Source organism: Crossiella sp. S99.2, assembly GCF_023094165.1.
In the GTDB taxonomy this organism is placed as follows: domain Bacteria; phylum Actinomycetota; class Actinomycetes; order Mycobacteriales; family Pseudonocardiaceae; genus Crossiella.
This window is the reverse complement of the sequence record NZ_JALMDK010000022.1, coordinates 65,967-91,480: the sequence shown is the minus strand read 5'-3', so window position 1 is coordinate 91,480 and position 25,514 is coordinate 65,967. Positions and strand designations below refer to the sequence as shown.

The following is a 25,514-nucleotide window of genomic DNA, read 5'->3' as shown; positions in this document are numbered from 1 at the left end:
TGCGTACATCAGTCGATTACGGCGAACCCGAGCTGATCCCTACCTTGTAGCCGCGTCCCTTCGGCGCACTGGGGATCGGTTCACAGGGGGTTCGGATGACAGCCGCCGTGCTGCGTCATGTCCGCGGTCGACTTGGCCTACTCGGGATGGTCACGGCGCTCGTCGGTACCACCGTGCTGACCCTGCCCGCGGTGGCCGCACCGACCGCGCCCGCACAGCGGGTGGAGATCGAGTCGGAACGGACCGAGACCGCGCAGGTGTTCCAGGAACCGGATGGCTCGCGCACCCTGGAACAGCATCCGCGTCCGGTGCGGGTGCGTGCGGGCGCAGGGTGGCGGGCCCCGGACGCCACCCTGCGCGTGGGGTCCGACGGCCGGGTCACGCCGGTGGCCGCGGCGTTGCCGATCACCTTCTCCGGCGGGGGCCGCGGGCCGTTCGCGCGCCTGGGTCAGGCCGGGGCGGCACTGGAGTTGAGCTGGCCCGATCCGCTGCCCGCGCCAACGCTCTCCGGTGCCTCGGCGACCTATGCCGAGGTGCTGCCGGGCGTTGACCTGCGGGTGACGGCTCAGGTCAGCGGGTTCACGCACCTGCTGGTGGTGCGCACGGCCGAGGCGGCCCGGCAGCCGAGGCTGGCGAAGCTGACCTTCGGCACCCGCGCGGACGGGCTGCGGATGGCGGCGGGCGAGCAGGGCGGGCTCACCGCGACCGGCCCGGACGGCAAGGTGGTGTTCCGGGCCCCGCAGGCCCAGATGTGGGACTCGCCGGTCACCGGTCCGCGGGCGCCCGGCGCCACCGGTGCGGACGCGCGGCGGGTGCGCATGCCGGTGGAGCTGGGCCGGGACACGCTGAGCGTCACCCCGGACCGGGCCATGCTGGCCGATCCGGCCACCCGGTTCCCGGTCTACGTCGACCCGGGCTGGGACGGCGAACCCGGTGGCTGGGGCCTGGTCTACGGCACCCCGGATGCCTACCGCGACCAGTCCTATTGGCAGGGCGACGGCGACGGCATCGCCAAGGTTGGTTACAGCAACTGGGAACGGCCGACCGTGCTGGCCCGGTCCTTCTTCCAGTACGACGTGCGCAGCCTGAGGAATCGCCGGATTTCCGTTGGCAAGAGCAGTTTCGACGTGTTCCAGAGTTACGCGCCCTCCTGTCAGGCGCGCTGGACCGAGCTGTGGCAGACCCAGGTCTACGAGCCGTGGCACACCTGGAACAACCAGCCGCCCGGGGTGCGCAAGCTCGGCGCGCACAACGTGGCGCGCGGCTACAGCGCGGCCTGTCCCGGCGACTGGCTCGGCTTCGACGTGCGGGACGCGGCGGTGGACGCGGTGGGCGGCAACGGATTCGTCACGCTGATGCTGCGCGCGGGCGATGAGGGCGATCCGCAGGCCTGGCGCAAGTTCCATCCCAATCCCAAACTGGTGATCAACTACAACACCTACCCGGACCGGCCCGCCGAGCTGAACGCCGCCGGCAAGCCCTGTGCGGTGCAGCCGCAGGAACCGCATCTGCGGATCACCACGCCGCAGCTGAACGCGACCGTGGGGGATCCGGACGGCGGCATGGTGGCCGCCGAGTTCGAGTGGTGGATCCGCGGAGAGCGGCCGGTTGATTCCTTCCGCACCGCGACCCAGCACTCCGGCACCCCGTTCAGCGCTGCCATTCCGGCCGGGACCTTCGGCGACGGCGGCCGGATTGGTTGGCGGGTAAGGGCTTTTGACGGTGAACTCTTCGGCGACTGGTCCGACTGGTGCGATGTCACCATCGACCTGACCGCCCCGCGCACCGCGCCGGAAGTCAGTTCCGCCGACTACCCGTCGGAGCAGTTCGGCGGTGGCATCGGCCGGACCGGCTGGTTCACCTTGTCCGCGCCGGGGGAGGCCGATATCGCCGAGTTCCAGTATCGGTTGACCACCACCGAGTTGCGGAAAGTGCCCGCGGTGAACGGGAAAGCGACCGTGCCGCTCACCCCGCCGCGGGACCTGCGCAACGTCGCCGAGGTGTACGCGGTGGACAAGGCGGGCAACATATCCCCCAAGCGTAGCTACGAGTTCTTCGTGCGCAGCACCAGATTCCCGCCGGTGCAACACTGGCGGCTGGACGGGAAACTGCCCAGCACCACCGTGCCGGACGCACTCGGCCGCGGCGCCACCGGCAACTTCACCCAGGGACCGGTGAGCTGGACCACCGGCCGGGACGGCGACGCGCTGCTCTTCGACGGCCGCAGCGGCCAGGTCGGACTCGGGCCGAAGTCCACTGTGCACACCGGGGACAGCTTCTCCGTCTCCGCCTGGGTCCGGCTGGACCGGCTGGACGGGCCCTGGCAGACCGCGGTCAGCCAGGACGGCACCCACGCCAGCGGCTTCTACCTGCAGTACCGCAGTGATGAGCGGCGCTGGGCGTTCACCATGCCGGATGCGGATCAGCACAACTTCGGCAAGGACCGGGTGACCGCGGATGTGCCGGTGCGCCAAGGGGTGTGGACACATCTGGTCGGGGTGTACGACTCGGCGGCCGAGCAGTCGCTGCGGATCTATGTGGACGGCCGGTTCGCCGGTTCGGCCGAGCACAAGGCGCGCTGGCACGCCGGCGGCGAGGTGCGGATCGGGCGCGGCAAGTACAACGGCGCGGCGGTGGACTTCCTCACCGGCGCGATCGACGACGTGCGGATCTACGACCGGGTGCTCGGCGACGGGCGGATCAACCCCGGGGACCGGGTGGCCGAGGGTTCGGACGTGCACACCTTGTCCACCAAGTGGTTGCAGGAGTCCGGGCAGTGGCTGGCCGAGGAGAACTCCGGCCGGCTGGCCGGGGACATCTCCGGCAACTACCGGGAGGCGGGTTTCCAGGGCGGGGTGGCCTGGGCGCCCGGCCGGGTCGGTTCGGCGTTGCGGTTCAACGGCATTGACGGGCACCTGAGCACCACCGGGCCCGCGGTGCGCACCGACACCAGCTTCACCGTCAGCGGCTGGGCGAAGGCGGATTCCGTTGGCACACAGTCGATGACGATGGTCAGTCAGGACGGGGACCGGGCCAGCGGGTTCAGCCTCGGCTACGACGGCGGGCGCGGGCGCTGGGCGTTCGGGATGAACCGCACCGACGGCGACCAGGCCGTGCTGGATGCCTCGGTGTCCGCCTCCGCGCCGAAACCGGGCGTCTGGACCCACTTGGCCGGGCGATATGACGCGGCGGCGGAGGAACTCCAGCTGTTCGTGGACGGCAAACCCGAGCCACCGCAACGGTTCCGGGCCACCTGGTCGGCCGGCGGCGGACTGAAGATCGGCCGGGCCAAGGTCGACGGCGGTGCGCTGCGGCACTGGCGCGGGGACATCGACGAGGTGCGGATCGTCGGCGGTCTGCGCACCGCGGACCAGCTGCTGGAGGAAACCACCCTGCCGTGGACCGGGCGGCCGCTGATCCGGGACGGCCTCAACCGCTACTACGGCCACAATCGGGACCACTTCACCACCGGCGGCGCGGGCGCGGGCGGGGCCGCCCCGCCCGGTTACCACCTGGAGCACGAGCTGGGCTGGTTCGCACCCGAAGGCGCGCCCAACACGCTGACCCTGTACTCCTGCCTGACCGGCGAGGACCAGTTCACCTCGGCCGAGGCGAACTGCGAGGGCTTCCGCAAACTGGCCACCCTGGGCCAGATCTACCGGACGCCGCCCGCGGGTGAGCCGACGGTTCCGTTGCAGCGCTGCCGCACCGAGGGCGGCGAGCACTTCGAGTCGATGCACGCCGACTGCGAGGGCAAGACGGTGGAGCACCGCCTCGGTTACCTGCGGGCCTACGCGCCGCTGGTGCGGTATGCCCAGCAGGACCAGCCCGGCGACCACCTCACCTCGGTCGGCGGCGTGCCCACCGGGTACCGGGCGGAGTGGCGGCTGGGCATGCTGCCGTTCATCCCGCAGCCGGGCACCAAGGCGCTGGAGCTGTGCCAGGACGGTACGGACGCGTTCACCGCGCTGGAAACCGACTGCGGCGGCAAGACCAAACTGCGCACGCTGGGCTGGATCCACACCGAACCACCGGCAGGCAAGGAATCGGCCCGGTTGCTGCGCTGCCGCCTGCCCAACGGGGAACGCTTCGAGACCACCGATCCCGGCTGCGAGGGCCAGACCCCGGACGGCACGCTCGGCTACCTGATCACCCGGCTCTGAGCCGCGATCCCACTGGGGGAGAACCACAATGCGCGCAAAGCAGAACCGCACCTCACCGCCGTGTTGGCCGTTGTCGTACACAGTCTTGGCCGGACTGGTACGCCCATCCGGCCAAGACACCGTCCGCAACGGCCAACACAGCGTCCAGAACGGCCAACACGCCGTACGACAACGGCCAACACGGTGGGGGGTGGGGGTGCTTCGCTGGGTGAGCGCGATGCTGGCCGCCGGGGTGCTGGTGAGCACTGTGCAGGCGTTGCCCGCGGTGGCGGCGCCTGCGCCGGTGGGGTTCACGCCGGGGCAGGTTGATCGGCAGACTCCGGTGGTGCCGGTGCAGGTCGAACGTGGGTCCAGGCACCGGCAGAAGGTCGAACCGCCGCGGATCTCGTGGCCTGCCAAGGATTCCGCGCGGGTGGTTGGCTCGGCGGCCAAGGCTGAGGTGCTGGATCGGGGCCGTGGCGCGGCACTGGGCGTGGACGGACTGGTGCTGGCGGTGACGGGCAGTGGGCCGGCGGAGGTGCAGCTCGACTACGCCGCGTTCCGGGATTCCTTCGGTGGTGACTGGGCGCAGCGGCTGCGGCTGGCCGAGTTGCCCGCCTGCGCGGTGAGCACGCCCGACCGGGCCGAATGCCGCACCAGGACACCGGTGCCCAGCCGCAACGATCCGGCCACCGGCCGGGTCACCGCGCGGATCGCGCCGTCGGCACCGTCCACTGTGTACGCCGTGGAGGCCGCGCCGGAGGGGGCGACCGGGGACTACAAGGCGACCCCGATGGCGCCGTCGGGGGACTGGCAGGTCGCCGCGCACAGCGGCAACTTCAGCTGGAACTACCCGTTCCGGGTGCCGCCGGTGCCGGGTGACCTCGCGCCGAAACTCGGCCTGGGCTACTCCTCGGGTTCGGTGGACGGGCGGGTGGCAGGGGTGAACAACCAGCCCGGCTGGGCCGGTGAGGGCTGGGACTTCTGGCCCGGCCACATCTCCCGCTCCTTCAAGGCCTGCGCCCAGGACAGCACGGTGGCCAAGGAGAAAACCGGCGACCAGTGCTGGGCCGGTGGTCACCACCTCAGCTTCGTCAACGGCGGCCGCTCCGGCGAGCTGGTGTGGAGCGAGGCGGACAAGTTCTGGCGCAGCGCGAGCGATGACGGCTCGCGGTTCGAGCTGAAGCAGGGCGAGAGCTATCCCGGCGGGGACAAGTTCGGCGAGTACTGGGAGCTGACCACCACCGACGGCACCCGCTACCAGTTCGGCGCGGTCAAGGACGCCCAGTCGGTATGGACCGTGCCGGTGTTCGGCAACCAGGCTGGCGAACCCTGCCACACCGGGGATTTCGCCACCTCGCACTGCGAACGCGCCTGGCGATGGAACCTGGACCGGGTGATCGACCGGCACGGCAACACCATCAGCTACACCTATGAGAAGGAGACCAACGCCTACGGCCTGAACATGGGCAAGGCCAAGGGTTCCTACACTCGCGGCGGCACCCTGCGCCGGGTCGACTACGGCCAGCGCGAGGGCGTGGCCGGGCCCGCCGCCGCCCAGGTGCTACTCGATCACGCCGACCGCTGCGCACCCGGCACGGACTGCACCCAGCGCAACGCCGCCAGCTACCCGGATGTGCCGTGGGACCTCCAGTGCGACACCGCGACCTGCACGAATAGCTACGCGCCGAGTTTCTTCTCCGCCAAGCGACTGGCCAAGCTGAGCACCCAGGTGTGGGACGGCGCCAAGTACCTGCCGGTGGACTCCTGGCAGTTGCAGCACTCCTATCCCAGGCCCGGTGACTCCACCCGGGGTTCGCTGTGGCTGGACTCGATCGTCCACACCGGACTCGCCGGTGGCTCGATCGCGCTGCCCGCGGTGGAATTCGCCGGCGAGTTCCGGGAGAACCGGGTGGACACCGCCGGCGATGGCAAGCCGGAGCTGAAGAAGCAGCGGATCACCTCGATCCGCAACGAGCACGGCGGCGAGATCACCATCGGCTACAAACAAGCCGAGTGCGTGCCGGGCGCGCTGCCCAAACCGGAGGAGAACGCGCAACGCTGCTTCCCGGTGCACTGGGCGCACGACGGTGGCATCGCCAAGGACGACTGGTTCCACAAGTACGTGGTGGACCACGTGTCCCTGGTGGACCGGGTGGCCGGCGCACCGGCCCAGGAAACCCACTACGACTACCAGGGCGGCGGGGCCTGGGCCTACCAGGACAACGAGCTGATCCCGCAGGAGCGGCGGACCTGGGCGCAGTGGCGCGGCTACCACACGGTGCTGGTGCGCGAGGGTTCGGCGCAGGTCCCGGCCAGTCAGCGGCCGGAGAAGGAGCTGCGCTACTTCCGTGGCCTGCACGGCGATCGGCTCAACCCCGGCGGCGGTGCCAAGCAGGTGTCCTTGCCTGACACCGAGAACCGGAACGTGGAGGACGCCACCGCGCTGGCCGGGTTCCAGCGCGGCGAGATCGTGCGTGACGGGCTCAGCGGCCCGGTGGTCACCGACACGGTCACCGACGCGGAGGTCCGGCGCACCGCGACCGCGCACAACCGCACCGCCTACTTCACCGGTGAGTCCCGCAGCCTGGTGAAAACCACGGTGTCCCAAGGCATCCGGCGCACCGAGAAGAAGACCCGCTACGACCAGCACAACCTCCATCAGGAGGTGGCCGAACTCGGCGATGTCGCCATCACGGCCGATGACCGGTGCGTGCGCACCAGCTACGCCCGCGACGAGGGCGCCCGGTTGCTGAACCTGGTCAGCCGGACCGAAACGGTCGCGGTCGCCTGCGACGCGCCGGTGCAGCGTCCGGACCAGGTGGTGTCAGACCAGCGCACCCACTATGACGGCAAGCCGTGGGGCCAGCCGCCGGTCAAGGGCGATGTCACCCGCACCGAACGGGCCACCAGTTTCCCCGGCGGGCAGCCGAAATACGAGCAGCAGGCCAGGGCCACGCACGACGGGTACGGCCGGGTGCTGCACAGCTTCGACGCGCTGGACCGGCGCACCAGCAACACCTACCAGCCGGAGACCGGACCCACCCGGACCACGGTGGTGGCCAATCCGTTGGGGCACACCAGCACCACCGAGCTGCGTCCGGAATGGGGCAGTGTCGCGTCCACTGTGGACACCAACGAACTGCGCACCAGCCAGACCTACGACGCGCTGGGCCGGGTCACCGCGGTGTGGAAGCCGGGCCGGACGCAGGGCCGGGACGACCCACACCTGCGCTACACCTACCAGCTGCGCGGCCGGGACGGCGTGAGCGCGGTGAGCACCCAAACCCTGCGCGGCAGCGGTGATTACGTGGTGGAGCACCAGCTTTTCGACGGCCAGCTCCGCCCACGCCAGACCCAGACCCAGGCCTGGACCGGCGACCGCGTGGTCACCGAACACCTCTACGACAGCCGAGGACTCCAGGTCTGGGAGAGTAAACCGTTCCACGCCAAGGGAAATCCCGGCATCGACCTGGTGCAGAGCCTCAAGGAGACCCCGCCGCCTGGGCAGGTGTTCACCGAGTTCGACGGCGCCCGGCGGAGCACCGCCAGCACCATACGCACGCCGGTGGACGAGCGGCGCACCGTGACCCGGCATCGCGGCGACCGGACCGAGGTGATCCCGCCGGCCGGGGACACCACCACCGCGACGATCACCGACGCGCACGGCCGGATCACCGAACTGCACCAGTTCCACGGCCCGCAACCCGATGGCGCCAAGGACATCACCCGCTACGGCTACTCGATCCGGGGCGAGCTGGAGACGGTCACCGACAGCGCGGGCAACCGGCCGCTGCGCACCGTGCACGACCTGGTGGGCAACCGGATCGAGGCGCACGACCCGGACAAGGGCGTGTCCCGGATGACCTATGACAACGCCGGGCTGCTGCGCACCAAGACCGACTCCCGCGGCCAGCTGCTGGTCTACGGCTACGACGACCTCAACCGGCCCACCGAGATCCGCGCGGGTTCGGCCACCGGGACGCTGCTGGCCCAGTGGGAGTACGACGCCACCCCCAGGGCGGGCGGCAAGGTGGTGCGCGGGCAGCCGTCCGCGGAGATCCGCCATGCCGGCGGCCAGACCTATCGCAGCTCGATCCTGGCCTACGACGAGGGTTACCGGCCGGTGCGCACCGAGGTCGCGTTGCCGCCCACCGAGACCGGGCTGCCCGCGAGCTACACCACGGTCAGCTCGTTCAACCCGGACGGCAGCCTGGCCGCGCTGACCCTGCCCAAGATCGGCGACCTGCCGGCCGAAACGCTGGTCTACCGGTACGACTCGATGGGCCTGCTGCGCACCATGTCCTCGACCGCGGGCAACTACGTGCGGCAGACCGAGTACACCGCCTACGGCGAACTGGCCGAACTGCGCCAGGGCCCGGACGGCGCGGTGATTTCCCAGCGGTCCTTCTACGAGGAGGGCACCCGGCTGATGGCCAGAACGCTGGTGGAGCGGGAGATCGGCAACCGCGTGGTGGACGACACCCGCTACACCCGCGACCTGTCCGGCAACGTCAAGAAGATCAGCAGCCAGGCCGCCGACGGGCTGGACACCCAGTGCTTCAGCCACGACCACCTACGCCGGATGACCCAAGCCTGGACGCCGGCCGGTGAATGCGGCACCGGTCCGTCCGGCTCGCTCGGCGGCCCGGCGCCCTACCGGGTCGGATTGTCCTATGACGCCAGCGGAAACCGGCGCACCGAGACCCGTTACGGCTCTGCGCCCGGCACCGACACCGTGCGCACTTACGACTACCCGGCCACCGGCGCGGTCCAGCCGCACGCGGTCCGCTCGGTGACCACCACCGCCCCCGGCAGCCAGCCCAAGGTCGAGGACTACCGCTACACCCCGACCGGCGGCACCGAGTCCCGGCCCGGCGTGCACGGCGGCAGGCAGCAACTCGGCTGGGACGCCGAGGACCGGCTCACCGAGGTCAAGGAAGGCGACAAAACCACCAGCCACGTCTACTCCCTCGGCGGCCAGCGGCTGCTCACCCGCGACCCCGGCGGCCGCACCCTGCACCTGCCACACGGTGAGCTGCGCTACGACGAGGCGAGCAAAACCCTGCGCGGCACCCGCTACTACAGCAACGGGAAGGAACGCACGATCGCCGTCCGCACCGAAGGGAAGCTGTCCTACCAAGCACTGGATCACCAGGGCACCGCGACCCTGACCGTGGACGCCACCACCCACCAGGAAACCCGCAGGCGCCTGGACGCCTTCGGCACCCCACGGCAGGCGGCGAACCTGCCCGGCAACCGCGGATTTGTCGGCGGCACCGAGGACAAGAGCACCGGGCTGACCCGGCTCGGCGTCCGCGACTACGACCCCGGCACCGGCCGGTTCCTGTCCGTGGACCCACTGCTCGCCCCGCAGGATCCCCAGTCCCTCAACGGTTTCGCCTACGCCAACAACAACCCGGCCACGCTCAACGACGCCAACGGCCTGCGGGCGACCATGTGCGCGGTGATGGACGACGGCTTCCCCGGCGAGCCCTGCTACCACGAGAAGTCCGGCGAGGAGTACCAGCGGCGGATCACCGAACGGCGCAACCAGCTCAAGACACCGGGCAGGTGCGGCCCGCCGCGGGTCTGCGGCTGGGAGTACAAGCTCAAGTTCTGCGGCCTGGGCGCGATGCGCGAGATCTGGCAGTCCTGCCCGGCCGCGCAACGCTCGAAGAAGGAGCTGGCCGACGAACGCCGCGCCGAGGACAACCGGCGTCGGGCCGCGGAGGAGGCGGAACGCCGCAAGACCATGACCTACACGGTCGCGGTCTGCGAGTCCCACACCGTCTCGATCGTCTTCGTCAGCTTCACCAGGGAGACCTGCAACCTCACCGACGCCGAGGGCACCGGCAAAAGCTCCTCGTCGAAGATCGGGTTCGGACCGGGCTTCGGCGCGAGCAAGACCGACTCGATCAAGCGCACCAACGGCCGGATCGGCGTCGGCGACCAGTCCAGCTGGGGCGTCGACGGCAGCCTGGGGCAGCTGGGACCGATCGGGGTGGACGGCGGAATCTCCCGGCCGACCTCCGGCAATGAACTCGGTGACCTGACAGTCGGCGGCGGCCTGTCCCAGGGGCTGGGCACCCCGCGGGTGTCCATCGGCTACGAGTACGGCACCACCTGGCGAACCTAACCAGGACCGGTCTCGGCGAGAACGGGCTTGGGTTTCCACCATCGGACAGCTCGCCAAGACCACCGGCCTGTCGGACCAGGACCATCCGGTTCTGGTCCGACAGCGGCGTGCTGCGGACCTTAGCCCGCTCGCGCTGACTGTCCTCGCCGCCAGGCCCGCACCGGCCGCGCGGGAGCCGGGATCAACCAGCTCGGTGTGATCTACCTGCCGCGGATCGCTGCGGCAGCACCCGCTGCAACCCGATGAACGCCAGCAACAGCACGCCGATCACGATCTTGGTCCACCAGGAGCTGAGGGTGCCCTGGAAGGAGATCAGCGTCTGAATGGCGCCCAGCACCAGCACTCCCACCACCGAACCGGCCACATAGCCCGCGCCGCCGGCCAGCAGGGTGCCGCCGATCACCACCGCGGCGATCGCGTCCAGCTCCATGCCCACCGCGTGCAGGCTGTAGCCGGAGAGCATGTACAGGCTCAGCAGCAACCCGCCGAGCGCGGAGCAGAACCCGCTGATCACGTACACCCCGACTTTGACCCGGCCGACCGGCAGGCCCATCAGGGTCGCGGAGGACTCGCTGCCGCCGACCGCGTACACGGTGCGGCCGAACCGGGTCAGGTGCAGCACGTAGGCGGCCACCGCCACCACCACGGCCGCGACGAGCACGCCGGAGGTGATGGCGAGTCCGCCGCCGAGATCGATCGAGGCGGTGGCCAGCGCGCGGAAAGTGTTGTCCTTGATGGGGATCGACTCCACGCTGATCAGGAAGCACAGGCCACGGGCGAGGAACATCCCGGCCAGGGTGACGATGAACGGCGGCAGCTCGAAGTAGTGGATCACCAGACCCATCAGCAGGCCCAGCACCGATCCGAGCACAAGCACGGCCGCCACCACGAGCGGCACCGGCCAGCCCGCCCGCAAGCCGGTCGCGGTGACCATGGTGGACAGCGCGACCACCGAGCCGACCGAGAGGTCGATGCCGCCGGTGAGGATCACGAAGGTCAGGCCGATCGCCAGCACGAGCAGAAAGGCGTTGTCCACGAACAGGTTCACCAGCACCTGGCCGGTGGCGAAGCCGTCGTAGGCCAGTGAACCCGACAGGAAGATCAGCGCGAACAACGTGTAGGACAACAGCACCGGCCGGAACCGGACTGGCACCAGCGCGTGGGCGCGGGCGGGAGCGGTCATGGCGTGACCACCTTCTCGGGTTCGGCGCGGGCACGGGGCGGACGGCGGCGCAGCAGCGCGCGGGCTTTCGGCGCCTGGGCCAGACAGATGCCGATCACCACGATCGCCTTGAACACCAGGGTGATCTCCGGTGCGATGCCGATGGTGTAGATGGTGGTGGTGAGCGTCTGGATGAGCAGCGCGCCGAGCAGCGTTCCGGCCAGGGAGTAACGGCCGCCGGTCAGCGCGGTGCCGCCGATGACCACGGCCAGGATCGCGTCCATCTCGATCCACAGCCCGGCGTTGTTGGCATCCGCCGCGCTGACGTTGGAGCTGATCATCAGCCCGGCGACGCCCGCGCACAGCGCGGCGAAGGCGTAGCAGGTCCAGATGATCCGGCGGGAGCGGATCCCGGCGAGCCTGCTCGCCGCCGGATTCACCCCGACGGACTCGATCAGCAGGCCCAGCGCGGTGCGCCGGGTCAGCAGGGTGACCGCGAGCAGGGCGGCCCCGCTGATCAGGATCGCCACCGGCAGCACCAGATACCCGGCGCCGACCAAGCGGTAGGCGCTGTTGTCCACGGTGATGATCTGGCCCTCGGTGAGCAGCATGGCCAGGCCGCGGCCCGCGGTCATCAGCACCAGCGTGGCGATGATCGGCTGGATGCCCAGCACCGCGACCAGGAATCCGTTCCACAGCCCCAGCAGCAGGCACAGTCCGAGGGCGAGGGCCATGCCGCCGAGCGCGGCCGCCGGGCCACCAGGATCGGCCGAACCCGCGATGTGGGTGCAGGCGAGGGCGCCCGCGATTGCCGCGACCGCGCCGACGGAGAGGTCCACGCCGCGGGTGGCGATCACCAGGGTCATGCCGAGCGCGACCAGCAACGTGGGCGCGCCGTTCTTCAGGATGTCGACCAGGCTGCCGTAGAGGTGCCCGTCCTGCAGCCGCACCGAGAAGAACTCCGGCGCCAGCACCAGATTGAGGGCAAGCAGCCCGGCCAGGGCCAGCAGTGGCCAGCGCAACCGAGAACTCACGAGCCCGTCCTTTCCGGCGTGGGCGCCGATTCGCCCGCGATCAACTCGACCACGGCGTCGACCCCGGCCTGGGCGTGCCCGAGTTCGGCCAGCACCCGCCGGTCCCGCAGCACCACGATCCGATCGGCCAGCCGCACCACCTCCTCCAGTTCGGCGGAGATGAACAGGATCGCCATGCCGGCCGCGGCCAGGTCGGTGATCAGCTGCTGGATCTGCGCCTTCGCCCCGACGTCGATGCCGCGGGTGGGCTCGTCCAGGATGAGCAGCCGGGGCCGGGTGACCAGCCACCGCGCCAGCAACACCTTCTGCTGGTTGCCGCCGGAGAGCGAGCCGGCAGGCGTGTCCGGGTTCGCCGGCCGGATGTCCAGCGCGGCAAGGTATTTCGCGACCAGCTCGTGCTGCGCCCGGCGGGACAGCGGACGTGTCCAGCCGCGGGCGGCCTGCAGGGCGAGCATCAGGTTCTCCCGGACACTGAGCTCGGCGACCAGGCCCTCGCCCTTGCGGTCCTCGGAACAGAACCCGATGCCCGCGCCAATCGCGCCTCGTGGGCCACGCCGCAGTGGCTTGCCATCCACGAGCAACCGGCCGGTGTCCGCCCGGTCCGCCCCGGCGAGCAGCCGCGCCAGCTCGGTGCGGCCGGAACCGAGCAGCCCGGCCAGTCCGACGATCTCCCCGGCCCGGATCTCCAGGTCGAACGGCGCGATGGCGCCCCGGCGACCAAGTCCCTCGGCCCGCATCAGGGCGGGCGCGGTCGAGGGCGCGTGCCGGGCGGAGCGCTCGATCTCGGCCAGCACGCCCAGTTCGCGGCCGAGCATCGCCGCGACCAGCGCGCGCCGGTCCAGCTCGGCGGCCTGGTGCTCGCCGACCAGACAACCGTTGCGCAGCACGGTCAACCGGTCGGCGATGGCGTAGACCTGGTCCAGGAAGTGCGAGACGAACAGGATGGCCACGCCCTCGTCACGGAGCACCCGGATGATCCGGAACAGCTCCGCCACCTCCGCGGTGTCCAGGCTGGAGGTCGGCTCGTCCAGCACCAGCACCCGGCAGTCCACCGCGATCGCCCTGGTGATGGCGACCAGTTGCCGCACCGCGATCGGGTGGCCGCTCAGCGCGGAGGCCGGGTCGATGTCCAGCCCGACCCTGGCCAGCAGCCCGGCCGCGCGGACCCGCATCGCCCTGCCGTCGATCCGGCCGAACCGGCGCGGTTCCCGGCCGAGCAGGATGTTCTCCGCCACGGTGAGATTGGGGCACAGGTTCACCTCCTGGTACACCGTGCTGATCCCGGCCTGCTGGGCCTGGGCGGGGGAGGAGAAGGCCACCACGGTCCCGTTGAAGCGGACCTGGCCGGAATCCGGGGCGTGCACGCCAGTGAGCGTCTTGATCAAAGTGGACTTGCCCGCGCCGTTCTCGCCCATCAGCGCGTGCACCTCGCCGGGGAACAGCCGGAAGTCGACGTCCTGGAGTGCTTTGACCCCGGGAAAGGCGAGGGAGATCTCGCGCATCTCGACGACCGCGTTGTGCTCGGTCATGACTCCGCCTTCGTCGCGGGACCGGGGTCAGTACTGCCGGGTGGGCAGCGCGGCCTTGGCCTGTTCGCTGGTGAAGGTGCCCTCCTCGGTGACCACCCTGGCCGGCACCTGCTCACCCGCGAGCACCTTCTTGGTCAGCTCCATCAACTGCTTGCCCAGCAACGGGTTGCACTCCACGATGAAGTTGATCTCACCGTTGGCCAGCGCCTGCATGCCGTCACGCACGGCGTCCACGGTGATGATCCGGATGTCCTTGCCCGGCACCTTGCCCGCGGCCTTGATCGCCTCGATCGCGCCCAGTCCCATGTCGTCGTTGTGCGCGTACACCACGTCGATCTTCGGGGTGGACTTCAGGAACGCCTCCATCACCTGCTTGCCGCCGGAGCGGGTGAAGTCACCGGTCTGCGACGCGACGACCTGGATCTCCGGGCGGGCGGCGATCTTTTCCGCGAAGCCCTTCTTGCGGTCGATGGCGGGCGCGGCGCCGGTGGTGCCCTGGAGTTCGACCACGTTCACCTGACCCTGGGAGTTGGCCAGCAGCCAGTCCGCGGCCTTGCGGCCCTCCTCGACGAAGTCCGAGCCGAGGAAGGTGCGGTACAGCGAGGCGTCCTCGGAGTCGATGGCGCGGTCGGTGAGGATCACCGGGATGTTGGCCCGCTTGGCCTCCAGCAGCACGGTGTCCCAGCCGGTCTCCACCACCGGGCTGAACGCGATCACGCTGACCTTCTGCTGGATGTAGGAGCGGATCGCCTTGAGCTGGTTCTCCTGCTTCTGCTGCGCGTCGGAGAACTTCAGCTCGATCCCCGCGGCCTTGGCCGCTTCCTGGACCGACTTGGTGTTCGCGGTGCGCCACCCGCTCTCGGCGCCCACCTGGGCGAAGCCCATGGTGATCGCGCCGCCCGCGCCGGCAGGTGACTGGCCACCGGAGCAGGCGGCGAGTGCGCTCAACAGGACCACGCTGGCGGCGGTCGTGATCTTCTTCAGCACGTGTTCCTCCGATGGAGCCGTTGGTGGGCCACAAGAGTGAGCGCTCACAACTCGTCCGTCAAGCTTCGGGTTACCAGACCGTAGCGGCGTTGACACGGTGGTGAGCCCTCGTTATGTTAGCGCTCACTTTTGTGACCCGGAACACCTTCCCTGTCGAGATGGAAGTACGGTCATGCCGGTATTCCCTGCTCGCTCCCGCCCCCTGCTCGCCACCCTGGCCCTGACCCTCGGGCTGGCCGTTGCCGTCCCCGCGGCGGCGGCCGCCCCGGGTGACCCCGCGCCCGCCCGCGCCCTCGCCACCGCCGCGGACACCCTGACGGTCTGGGACGCCGAGGACCTCCGCGGCAACGTCAGCCTGCCCATCGAGGCCGCGGGCGCCACCGTCCGCTGGCAGTCCAGCCGGCCCGACGTGATCACCGAAACCGGCGAGGTGACCCGCCCGCCGCAGGGCGCCGCCGCGGTCCCGGTCGCCCTGACCGCCACCGTCCGGCGCGATGGCCGGCAGGTGAAACGCCGCTTCGAGGTCACCGTCAGCCCGCTGCCGGCCAAGGCGCCCTACGAGGGCTACCTGTTCGGCTACTTCACCGGCGAGGGCAGCGCCACCGGCGAGCAGGTCTACCTGGCCGCCAGCCGTGGGAACGACGCGTTGCGCTGGGACGAGCTGAACCGGGGCCGGCCGGTGCTGACCTCAACCCTCGGCGACAAGGGGGTGCGGGACCCGTTCCTCATCCGCTCGCCCGCCGGCGACAAGTTCTACCTGATCGCCACCGACCTGCGCATGCACGGCAACGGCAACTGGGATGCCGCGCAACGCCACGGCAGCAAGCACATCGAGGTGTGGGAGTCCACCGACCTGGTGCGCTGGACCGCGCAGCGGCACGTGCGGGTCTCGCCGGACACCGCGGGCAACACCTGGGCCCCCGAGGCCTACTACGACACCGCGATCGGCGCCTACGTGGTGTTCTGGGCCTCGAAGCTCTACGCCGCCAACGATCCGCAGCACACCGGCAACACGCACAACCGGATGCTCTACGCCACCACCCGGGACTTCCGCACCTTCAGCCAGCCCCAGGTGTGGGTGGACCCCGGCTACTCGGTCATCGACTCCACCGTGATCAAGGACGGCGGCACCTACTACCGCTTCACCAAGGACGAGCGGAACAACTCGTCCAGCACCCCGTGCAGCAAGTTCATTCTCGCGGAGAAGTCCACCAACCTGCGCTCCACCAGGTACGGCTTCGTCGCCGACTGCATCGGCAAGGGCGCGCTGAGTCAGGGCGAGGGGCCGACGGTGTTCAAGTCCAACACCGAACGCCGCTGGTACCTGTTCATCGACGAGTTCGGCGGCCGCGGCTACCTCCCGTTCGAGACCACCGATCTCGCCTCCGGCCGCTGGACCCCGTCCACCGGGCACGCGCTGCCACGCAGTCCGCGGCACGGCACCGTGCTGCCGATCACCAAGGCCGAACTCGACCGCGTCCGCGCGGCATTCCCTTGAGCCCGAAGGAGTTCACGTGCCCCGCGTGTTGCTCTGCGCCGCCCTCGCGGCGAGCCTGCTGGTAGCCCTGCCCGGTGCGGGCACAGCGGCCGAGACCGATTACACCCTGACCGTCAACCCGGCGGGCCGGGGCGCGACCATCGACGACAGCATGTACGGCGTCTTCTTCGAGGACATCAACCGGGCCGCCGACGGCGGCCTGTACGCCGAACTGGTGCAGAATCGCTCCTTCGAGTACGACCGCGCCGACAACGCCGCCTACACCGGCCTGACCTCCTGGGCGCCCACCGGTGGCGTGGCCGAGGTGGTCGACGATGCCAGCCGACTCCACGAGCGCAACCGCCGCCACCTCAAGCTCGGCCTGCCCGCCGGGGTGGTGAACTCCGGCTACAACACCGGGATCTCGCTGCGGGACAACCAGTTCTACGACTTCTCGGTCTGGGCCCGCACCGACTCCGCCACTGGAACCCCGCTGTCGGTCGCACTGACCGACCCGGCGGGCAAGGAACTGGCCACCCCGCTGCGCATCCAGGTCCGCGGCGACGGCTGGGCCAAGTACACCGGCAGCTTCCGCGCCCGTGCCACCAGCACCACCGCCCGGCTGCGGGTCGAGGGCGGGGGAGCGGGCACGCTGCGGCTGGACATGGTGTCGCTGTTTCCCAGGGACACCTATAAAAACCACGGGCTGCGCCGTGACCTGGCGGAGAAGATCGCCGCGCTGAAGCCGGGTTTCGTCCGCTTCCCTGGCGGCTGTCTGGTCAACACCGGCAGCCACTACGGCTACGAGGCGCCGAACTACCAGCGCCGCCGGTCCTACCAGTGGAAGGACACCATCGGTCCGGTCGAGCAGCGGGCTGCCAACTGGAACTTCTGGGGCTACAACCAGTCCTACGGCCTGGGCTACTTCGAGTACTTCCAGTTCGCCGAGGACATCGGCGCGATGCCGCTGCCGGTGCTGCCCGCACTGGTCACCGGCTGCGGCCAGAACCAGGTCACCAGGGACCCGGAACTGTTGCGGCGGCACATCCAGGACTCCCTGGACCTGATCGAGTTCGCCACCGGCCCCGCCACCTCTGCCTGGGGCCGCGAGCGCGCCGAGCTGGGCCACCCGGCGCCGTTCCGGCTGACCCACCTCGCGGTGGGCAACGAGGAGAACCTGCCGGAGGAGTACTTCGCGCACTTCACCGAGTTCCGCAAGGCGATCGCGGCCAGGCACCCGGAGATCACGGTGGTGGGCAACTCGGGTCCGGTCGAATCCGGCCCCACCTTCGATCGGCTCTGGCAGCTCAACCGGGAGGCCGGGGTTGGGCTGGTGGATGAGCACTACTACCTGAGCCCGCAGTGGTTCCTGGCGAACAACCACCGCTACGACAGCTACGACCGCAACGGTCCCAAGGTCTTCCTCGGTGAGTACGCCGCGCGGGACAACCGGTGGCGCAACTCCCTCGCGGAGGCCGCCTACCTGACCGGCCTGGAGCGCAACGCCGACGTGGTCAAGCTCGCCTCCTACGCGCCGCTGCTGGCCAACGAGGACTCGGTGCAGTGGCGGCCGGACCTGATCTGGTTCAACAACCACGCCTCCTGGGGCTCGACCAGTTACCAGACGCAGAAGCTGTTCATGACCAACGTGGGCGACCACGTGATGCCCAGCACCGCTTCCGGCACACCGTCCACAATGGAGCCGATCACCGGCGCGATCGGCCTGTCCACCTGGGCCACCGCGGCGAGCTACGACGACGTCCTGGTGACCGCGGCCGACGGCCGGACCCTGTTCACCGAGGACTTCTCCGGCACCGACGCCCGCTGGACCAAGGCGGCCGGGCGCGGCAGCTGGGCGGTGACCGACGGCAGCTACCTGCAGTCCGACGCCACCGCGGAGAACACCCTGGTGACCGCGGGCAATCCGGCCTGGCGGGACTACACGCTCAACCTCAAGGCCACCAAGCAGTCCGGCAAGGAGGGCTTCCTGATCGCCTTTGGTGTCAAGGACACCGGCAACCTCTACTGGTGGAACCTCGGCGGCTGGGACAACAGCCGCTCCGCGGTGGAGAAGACCGAGGCCGGCGGCAAGAGCACGGTGCTGGAGAAGGACACCAGGATCGAGACCGGCCGGACCTACGACCTGCGGGTGGAAGTGCGCGGCAGGCAGGTCGCGCTGTTCCTGGACGGTCAGCGGTGGGGCGAGTTCACCGACGACCGCCGGGCGGAGCCGTTCCGTCAGGTGGTCACCAGGGACCTCGGCGCCGGGGAACTGATCGTCAAGGTGGTCAACGCCCAGGACAACGCGGCCCGGGTGCGGCTGGACCTGGGGCGCGACACCCAGGTCCAGCCCATGGCCAGGGCCACCACCCTGCAGGGCAAGCCGGATGACCTGAACACCCAGGCCGGTCAACCGATCCGGCCACGCACCTCGGCGGTCCGGGTGTCGAACTCCTTCACCCACACCTTCCCGCCCCACTCCATCACCTTCCTGCGCATCAAGGATCGGAGCCGGTCGTGAGCCCGCTCAACCGACGTGCCCTGCTGCTGGCGGGCGGTGCCCTGGCGGCCCTCCCACTCGGCGCCGGTGCGGCCGCCGCCGGTCAGCCGCTGATCCGCCAGCGGGCCGACCCGTTCATCACCCCGCCGGTCGGCGGCCGGTACTACTTCACCGGCTCGGTGCCCGAGTACGACCGGATCATCATTCGTGGTGCGTCCACAGTGGAGGGTCTGGGCGCGGCGGCGGAGACGGTGATCTGGCGGCGACCGGCCTCGGGCAGGCTGGGCGGGCACATCTGGGCGCCGGAACTGCACCGGATTGGCGGGAAGTGGTACGTCTACTTCGCCGCGGGCGACGCCGAGGAGCCCTTCCGCATCCGCACCTACGTGCTGGAATCCACCGGCGCCGACCCGCGCGCGGCCGGCTGGGTGCTGCGCGGGCAGGTGCGGACCGCCTGGGACACCTTCACCCTGGACGCGACCACCTTCGAGCACCGCGGCCGGCGGTACTTCCTGTGGGCGCAGAGCGAACCGGGCATCGACACCAACAGCAACCTGTACCTCGCGGAGATGGGCTCGCCACTGGCGCTGCGCACCCCGCCGGTGCGGATCGCGGTGCCCACGGCGTCCTGGGAGACCCAGGGCTTCAAGGTCAACGAGGGGCCCGCGGTGCTGATCCGCAACGGCCGGGTGTTCGTGACCTTCTCCGCCAGCGCCACCGACGCCCGCTACTGCATGGGCCTGCTCACCGCGGAGGCGAACGCGAACCTGCTCGACCCGCGGTCGTGGGTCAAATCGCCAGGGCCGGTGTTCAGCAGCAACACGGGCACCAGCCAGTACGGGCCAGGGCACAACTCGTTCACCACGGTCGGCGGCGCGGATGTGCTCGTCTATCACGCCAGGGACTACCGGGACATCAGCGGCGACCCGCTGTTCGACCCCAACCGGCACACCCGGGTGCAACGGCTGCGCTGGCGGTCCGACGGCACGCCGGACCTCGGAGTGCCCCGGGGCGGGGCGAACCCGGCCAGTTAGGGGAGAATGGTCCTGACGTGCCGGACGGGCGCCTGATCGGTGTTACCGCTAACATCGGGCGTCGAAGACCGAGGATCGGAGATCGCCTGTGGACAGCAGGACCTCGCGCAGCCCCGCGATGACCGATGTCGCCCGGCTCGCCGGTGTCTCCCATCAAACGGTCTCCAGGGTGCTCAACGAGCATCCCAACGTGCGTGAGCAGACCAGGCTGCGGGTGCGCGCCGCCATCAAGGAGTTGGGCTACCGGCCGAACAAGGCGGCGCGTGCCCTGGTCACCGGGAAGTCGCAGCTCATCGGCGTGGTCACGCAGAACTCCACGCTCTACGGCCCGGCCTCGCTGCTCTCGGCCTTCGAGGAGGCCGCAGGCGAGGCCGGGTTCGCGGTCAGCGTCGGCCGGGTCAGGGTGCTGGACCGGGACTCGATCGCGGCCGCGGTGGAACGGCACCGCGACCAGCGGGTGGCCGGGATCGTGGTCATCGCCCCGACGGCCTCGGCCAGCGACGCCCTCGCCGAGGTCCCGGCCGGGGTGCCGCTGGTGACCGTGGACGGCGACCCGGACCGCGCCACCCCACTGGTCACCGTCGACCAGGCGGCCGGCGCCTACGCCGCCACCAAGCACCTGCTCGACGTGGGCCACCAGACGGTGTGGCACGTGGCAGGCCCCGCGGACTGGTTCGACGCCGCGGGGCGGGTGCAGGGCTGGCGGCGCGCGCTGGAGTCCGTGGGCGCGGAGGAACCGCCGGTGGTGCCCGCGGACTGGAGTGCGGCGGCCGGCTACCAGGCCGGCCGGATGCTGGCCAGGATGCCCGAGGTCACCGCGGTGTTCGCGGCCAACGACCATCTCGCGCTCGGCGTGCTGCGCGCGATGAGCGAGCGCAACCGCCGGGTTCCATGGGAGGTCAGCGTGGTCGGCTTCGACGATGTGACCGAGGCTGCCTATTTCATCCCGCCGCTGACCACCGTGCGGCCTGATTTCGCGGCGGTGGCGCGGGAAACGCTCGGGTTGTTGCTGGCGCAGGTGAGCGAGGGCGGGACGGTGGAGCAGCGGCGGACCATCGCGCCGGTGCTGGTCAAGCGGGAGAGCGTCGCGCCGCCAGCCTGAGTCGGGTCTGTCCGCCTCGGCTTCGCCCGGGTTTCTTTGGTGCCGGGTGTCTGGCAGGGGAGGGCGTTGTGTCGCCTGTCTGAGTCGGGCCTGGCCGCCCTGGTCTCGCCCGGGTTTCTTTGGTGCCGGGTGTCCGGCAGGGGAGAGCGTCGCGCCGCCAGCCTGAGCTAGCCCTGGCCCGGGTTTCTTCGGCGCCGAGTCTCCGGCACGGCAGGGCGTTGAGCCGCTCGCCCGGTCCGGAGTCGTTCCCGCTGGCACGTGGCGGGGCGTCGCGCCGCCCACCCCTGGCCGCCCAATTCCGCCATCGTGCCTGGCCACCCGGGCACGGGCGGGTGATCTGGTCCGGCCGGCCGGCGGCCCCGCAGCGCCCGCCGGTGGCCATCCGGTAGCTGCGCGCGCTTTCCGGAGCAGGCCCCGCCTGGCCACCTCGGCTGCTGTCCGCCGCGGGACCGCCGGGCTGCCCTGAGCCGCTCGCCGAGTCACGGTATCCGCCCTTGACGAAACTAATGTTAGCGATAACATTCGCCATGTGACCGACCTGGCGACTGATCTCGATTCCTGTGTGGTGGGTGTCGACTTCGGCACGTTGTCCGGCCGTGCTGTCGTGGTGCGGGTGCGCGACGGCGCCGAACTCGGGGCCGCCGTGCACGAGTACCGGCACGGGGTCCTGGACCGGGCGTTGCCAGGCAAGGGGCGGCCGCTACCGCCGGAGTGGGCGTTGCAGGTGCCGTCGGACTACGTCGATGTGCTGCGGACCGCGGTGCGGGAGGCGGTGCGGGTGGCGGGGGTGGACAGCGCGCGGATCATCGGCATCGGCACGGACTTCACCGCGTGCACCATGGTTCCGGTCACCGCCGAGGGCACGCCGCTGTGTGAGTTGCCGGAGTTCGCCGGGGAACCACACGCCTACGTCAAGCTCTGGCGGCACCACGCGGCTCAGCCGCAGGCCGACCGGATCAACGAACTGGCCCGGCGGCGCGGGGAGAGCTGGCTGCCGCGGTACGGCGGGTTGATCTCCTCGGAGTGGGAGTTCGCCAAGGGGCTGCAGTTGCTGGAGGAGGCGCCCGCGGTCTACGCGGCCATGGCGCACTGGGTGGAGGCCGCGGACTGGATCGTCTGGCAGCTGACCGGGACCTACACCCGCAACGCGTGCACGGCCGGATACAAGGGGATCCATCAGGACGGTGGCTACCCGAGCCGGGACTTCCTGGCGGCGCTGAACCCCGGCTTCGCCGGGTTCGCCGCCGACAAGCTGAACCAGCCGCTGGCCGCGCTCGGCGACTGGGCGGGCGGACTCAGCGTGCGGGCGGCAGAGTGGACCGGGTTGCCCGCGGGGATCTCGGTCTCGGTGGGCAACGTGGACGCGCATGTCACCGCGCCGGCGGGCCAGGCGGTGGCGCCGGGGCAGATGGTGGCGATCATGGGGACCTCCACCTGCCATGTGCTCAACGGCGACCTGCTGCGCGAGGTGCCCGGCATGTGCGGGGTGGTGGACGGCGGGATCGTGCCCGGCCTGTGGGGTTATGAGGCGGGGCAGAGCGGGGTGGGCGACATCTTCGCCTGGTTCATCCGGCACCAGGTGCCTGCGGAGTATCACGAGCAGGCCCGCGAACGCGGGATCTCCGTGCACGAACTGCTCAGCGAGCTGGCCGCCGGGCAGGCCGTCGGCGAGCACGGGCTGATCGCGCTGGACTGGCACAGTGGGAACCGATCGGTGCTGGTCGACCACGAGCTGTCCGGTGTGGTGCTCGGCCAGACGCTGGCCACCCGCGCCGAGGACGTCTACCGGGCATTGCTGGAGGCCACCGCGTTCGGCACCAGGACCATCATCGACACCTTCCGGCTGGCCGGGGTGCCGGTCACCGAACTGATCATCGCGGGCGGCCTGGCGCGCAACGAGCTGCTGATGCGGATCTACGCCGACGTCACCGGGCTGCCGCTGTCGATCATCGGGTCGGGGCACGGACCGGCGTTGGGGTCGGCGATGCACGCCGCGGTGGCCGCGGGGGCGTACCCGGACATCCGGGCGGCCGCGGCCGCGATGGGATCGGTGCGCCGCGGGGTGCACCGGCCGGATCCGGCGAATGTCGAGGTCTACCAACGCCTGTACCGGGAGTACCAGGAGCTGCACGACTACTTCGGCAAGGGCGGCAACGAGGTCATGCACCGGTTGCGCGCCCATCGCCGCGACGCGCTGGAAAGGAAGAGCTAGATGTCGGCCACCGCCGAACTGCGCCGCACTGTCGCCGAACTGCACCGGGAACTGACCCGCTACGAGCTGGTGAGCTGGACGGCGGGCAACATCTCCGCGCGGGTGCCCGGCCACGACCTGATGGTGATCAAACCGTCCGGGGTGTCCTATGCGGAACTGACGCCGGACACCATGGTCGTCACCGATCTGCGCGGCAACCTGGTGGAGGGGGAGCTGGCCCCGTCCTCGGACACCGCCGCGCACGCCTACGTCTACCGGCACCTGCCCGAGGTCGGCGGCGTGGTGCACACCCACTCGCCGTACGCCACCGCATGGGCCGCCCGCGGTGTGCCGATCCCATGCGTGCTCACCATGATCGCCGACGAGTTCGGCGGCGAGATCCCGGTCGGCCCGTTCGCGCTCATCGGCGACGACTCGATCGGGCGCGGCGTCGTGGACACCTTGCGCGCCAGCCGGTCGCCTGCCGTGCTCATGCGCAACCACGGCCCCTTCACCGTCGGCCCGGACGCCCGGACGGCGGTCAAGGCCGCGGTGCTGCTGGAGGACGTGGCCCGCACCGTCCACTTCGCACTCCAGCTCGGCACGCCGGAATCCCTTGCCCAGCAGGACATCGACCGCCTGTACACGCGCTACCAGAACGTCTACGGGCAATGAGCCCGCGAGGAGAGAACATGCCGGTCGCGGCCAAGCCCCAGGTCTGGTTCCTCACCGGGAGCCAGCACCTCTACGGGCCGGAAACGCTGGCCCAGGTCGCCGAGCAGTCCCAGCGGATCCAGCGGATGCTCGCCGAATCCGGCCGGATCCCGGTGGAGATCGTCTGGCGGCCGGTGCTCACCGACGCGGGCGCGATCCGGGCGGCACTGCACGAGGCCAACGGGGATCCGGCCTGCGTGGGCGTGATCGCCTGGATGCACACCTTCTCCCCGGCCAAGATGTGGATCACCGGGCTGGACCTGCTGCGGAAACCGTTGCTGCACCTGCACACCCAGCTCAACGAGTCGCTGCCGTGGGCCAGCATCGACATGGACTTCATGAACCTCAACCAGGCCGCGCACGGCGACCGCGAGTTCGGCTTCGTGCAAACCCGGATCGGCGTGGCCCGCAAGACCGTCGCCGGGCACGTCCGCGATCCGCTGGTGGTGCGGCGGATCGAGGGCTGGGCCCGTGCCGCCGCCGGCGCCCAGCAGCTGCGCACCCTGCGCCTGGCACGGTTCGGCGACAACATGCGCGATGTCGCGGTGACCGAGGGCGACAAGGTCGAGGCGGAGTTGCGGCTGGGCGTCTCGGTGAACACCTACGGCGTCAACGATCTCGTCGCGCTGGTGGACGAGACGACCGAGGACGAGATCGCCGTGCTGGTCGCCGAGTACGCCGAGGCCTACCGCCTGGCGCCGGAACTGCGCCGCGGCGGCGACCGGCACGAGTCGCTGCGCTACGCCGCCCGGATCGAGTCAGGGCTGCGCCGGTTCCTGACCGAGGGCGGCTTCGGCGCGTTCACCACGAATTTCGAGGACCTCGGCGGACTGCGCCAGCTACCGGGCCTGGCCGTGCAGCGGCTGATGGCCGATGGCTACGGCTTCGGTGGCGAGGGCGACTGGAAGACCTCGGCGCTGCTGGCCGCGGTGCAGGCGATGGGCGAGGGCACCGGACGCGGCACGTCGTTCATGGAGGACTACACCTACCACTTCGGACCGGGTGAGCCGAAGATCCTCGGCGCGCACATGCTGGAGGTGTGCCCGAGCATCGCCGCCCGGCAGCCCTCCTGCGAGATCCACCCGCTGGGCATCGGCGGCCGGGAGGACCCGGTGCGACTGGTCTTCGACGCCGCGCCGGGCGCCGCGGTGGTCATCGGCCTCGCCGACCTCGGCGACCGGTTCCGGTTGACCGCCAACGAGGTCGAGGTGGTCCCGCCGGACGAGCCGTTGCCGAACCTGCCGGTGGCGCGCGCGGTGTGGCGGCCTGCGCCCTCGCTGTCGACCTCGGCGGAGTGCTGGCTCACCGCGGGCGGGCCGCACCACACCGTGCTCACCCAGGCCGTGGGCGCCGAGCCGCTGCGCGACCTGGCGCGGATCCTCGGCGTCGAGCTGGCGCTCATCGACGAGCGCACCAGCACCGATGAGTTCACCGACCGGCTGCGCTGGAACCAGGCCTATCACCGGCTCGCGCAGGGCCTGCGCTGAGAATCAGGGAGAAACA

13 protein-coding genes are annotated in these 25,514 nt (G+C 70.6%); 9 read left to right on the top strand and 4 right to left on the bottom strand.

What is annotated here, in order from left to right:
• The first annotated feature begins 146 nt into the window (after positions 1-146).
• Together MZC64_RS44980 and MZC64_RS44975 are read left to right on the top strand one after the other, a co-directional pair.
• Positions 147-4,163, top strand: a complete 4,017-nt coding sequence (locus MZC64_RS44980) for a LamG domain-containing protein (protein ID WP_247765860.1) — start codon at positions 147-149, stop codon at positions 4,161-4,163.
• A 217-nt stretch (positions 4,164-4,380) separates the two neighbouring features.
• Positions 4,381-10,281: an RHS repeat domain-containing protein gene (locus MZC64_RS44975; RefSeq protein ID WP_247765878.1), complete on the top strand. Its 5,901-nt coding sequence runs from the start codon at positions 4,381-4,383 to the stop codon at positions 10,279-10,281.
• A 181-nt stretch (positions 10,282-10,462) separates the two neighbouring features.
• On the opposite strand, the gene yjfF is transcribed toward MZC64_RS44975, so the two are convergent.
• From yjfF to MZC64_RS44955, 4 genes are read right to left on the bottom strand one after another with little or no spacing between them, the layout of a single operon-like run.
• Positions 10,463-11,464, bottom strand: coding sequence for a galactofuranose ABC transporter, permease protein YjfF (gene yjfF / locus MZC64_RS44970; RefSeq protein WP_247765859.1), 1,002 nt, complete (start codon positions 11,462-11,464; stop codon positions 10,463-10,465).
• The gene (locus MZC64_RS44965) at positions 11,461-12,477 is read right to left on the bottom strand and encodes an ABC transporter permease (protein ID WP_247765856.1); all 1,017 of its coding nucleotides are present in this window, start codon (positions 12,475-12,477) and stop codon (positions 11,461-11,463) included. The genes yjfF and MZC64_RS44965 overlap by 4 nt, the downstream gene beginning before the upstream one ends.
• Entirely contained in the window at positions 12,474-14,006 is a 1,533-nt protein-coding gene (locus tag MZC64_RS44960) for a sugar ABC transporter ATP-binding protein (protein WP_247765854.1), read from the bottom strand. Before MZC64_RS44960 ends, MZC64_RS44965 begins: the two co-directional genes overlap by 4 nt.
• Before the next feature lie 27 nt (positions 14,007-14,033).
• Positions 14,034-14,993 (bottom strand): ABC transporter substrate-binding protein, encoded by a 960-nt coding sequence (locus MZC64_RS44955; protein WP_247765852.1) that lies wholly within the window; start codon positions 14,991-14,993, stop codon positions 14,034-14,036.
• 172 nt (positions 14,994-15,165) lie between these two features.
• On the opposite strand from MZC64_RS44955, the gene MZC64_RS44950 reads away from it, so the two are divergent.
• From MZC64_RS44950 to araA, 7 genes are all read left to right on the top strand, one after another.
• Positions 15,166-16,491 (top strand): glycoside hydrolase family 43 protein, encoded by a 1,326-nt coding sequence (locus MZC64_RS44950; RefSeq protein WP_247765851.1) that lies wholly within the window; start codon positions 15,166-15,168, stop codon positions 16,489-16,491.
• Between the two features lie 16 nt (positions 16,492-16,507).
• The gene (locus tag MZC64_RS44945) at positions 16,508-18,991 is read left to right on the top strand and encodes an alpha-L-arabinofuranosidase C-terminal domain-containing protein (protein ID WP_247765850.1); all 2,484 of its coding nucleotides are present in this window, start codon (positions 16,508-16,510) and stop codon (positions 18,989-18,991) included.
• Complete coding sequence (locus MZC64_RS44940; RefSeq protein WP_247765849.1) at positions 18,988-20,004, top strand: glycoside hydrolase family 43 protein; 1,017 nt, start codon at positions 18,988-18,990, stop codon at positions 20,002-20,004. Before MZC64_RS44945 ends, MZC64_RS44940 begins: the two co-directional genes overlap by 4 nt.
• A gap of 88 nt (positions 20,005-20,092) precedes the next feature.
• The gene (locus MZC64_RS44935) at positions 20,093-21,106 is read left to right on the top strand and encodes a LacI family DNA-binding transcriptional regulator (RefSeq protein ID WP_247765847.1); all 1,014 of its coding nucleotides are present in this window, start codon (positions 20,093-20,095) and stop codon (positions 21,104-21,106) included.
• Positions 21,107-21,635: 529 nt separating this feature from the next.
• On the top strand, positions 21,636-23,318 hold the full coding sequence (gene araB / locus MZC64_RS44930) for a ribulokinase (protein WP_374205891.1): 1,683 nt from the start codon (positions 21,636-21,638) through the stop codon (positions 23,316-23,318).
• Positions 23,319-23,972 carry an L-ribulose-5-phosphate 4-epimerase gene (locus MZC64_RS44925; RefSeq protein WP_247765846.1) on the top strand — a complete coding sequence of 218 codons (654 nt, stop codon included), beginning with the start codon at positions 23,319-23,321 and terminating at the stop codon, positions 23,970-23,972.
• A 17-nt stretch (positions 23,973-23,989) separates the two neighbouring features.
• Positions 23,990-25,498, top strand: a complete 1,509-nt coding sequence (araA, locus tag MZC64_RS44920) for an L-arabinose isomerase (protein ID WP_247765844.1) — start codon at positions 23,990-23,992, stop codon at positions 25,496-25,498.
• Positions 25,499-25,514 lie beyond the last annotated feature (16 nt).